Annotated in this window: 1 protein-coding gene; it reads right to left on the bottom strand. The window is 69.2% G+C overall.

Annotation, left to right across the window (positions count from 1 at the left end; all coding sequences use genetic code 11):
* The coding region (gene trxB, locus DD1DGNOD_RS26155) for a thioredoxin-disulfide reductase (protein ID WP_241256009.1) at positions 1-869 on the bottom strand (869 nt) is incomplete at its 3' end.
* Positions 870-871: the final 2 nt, after the last annotated feature.

Below are 871 nucleotides of genomic sequence, written 5' to 3'. Positions count from 1 at the left end.
CGGTAGATGTGGTCCACGACGTCGCCGCAGGCGAACACCCCGGGCAGGTTGGTGCGGGTGGACGGATGTTCGACCACGACGTAGCCGGCGGCGTCCAGGTCGAGCTGGCCACGGACGAGCTCGGTGCGGGGCTCGTGGCCGATGGCGACGAACAGACCGCTCGCGTCGATCTCGTCGATCTCGCCGGTCACGGTGTCGCGGACCTGGACGCCGGTGACCCGGTCCGCGCCGAGGACCGCCACGACCTCGGCGTTCCACCGAAACCGGATCTTGTCGTTGGCGATTGCGCGCTGCTGCATGATGGCGCTCGCCCGCAGCCGGTTGCGACGGTGGATGACCGTGATGGACCGGCCGAAACGGGTCAGGAACGTCGCCTCCTCCAGGGCGGAGTCGCCGCCGCCGACGACGAGGATGTCCTGATCCCTGAAGAAGAAGCCGTCGCAGGTCGCGCACGCGGACACCCCGCGTCCCAGCAGGCGGTCCTCGTCCTCCAGACCTAGCTTGCGGTATGCCGAGCCGGTGGCGATGATCACAGTGTGGGCAAGGTAGGTCCTGTCCTCGACAGTGATGATCTTCGGGTCGGCTCGTAGGTCGACCGCGGTGACGTCGTCGGCGATCAGTTCGGCGCCGAAGCGCTCGGCCTGCCGGCGCATGCCGTCCATGAGCTCGGGGCCCTGGATGCCTTCGGGGAATCCGGGGAAGTTCTCCACCTCGGTCGTGGTCATCAGCGCGCCGCCGGCCGAGACGGCGCCCTCGAAGACCAGCGGGCGCAGGTTCGCGCGCGCCGTGTATATCGCCGCGGTGTAGCCGGCCGGACCGGACCCGATGATGACGACATCCCGGACGTCGGGATCCCGGACGTCCGGGATCC

It is taken from the genome of Candidatus Protofrankia californiensis, assembly GCF_900634765.1.
In the GTDB taxonomy this organism is placed as follows: Bacteria; Actinomycetota; Actinomycetes; order Frankiales; family Frankiaceae; genus Protofrankia; species Protofrankia californiensis.
The sequence above is the reverse complement of the archived record's forward strand: the minus strand, read 5'-3'. Positions and strand labels throughout refer to the sequence as shown.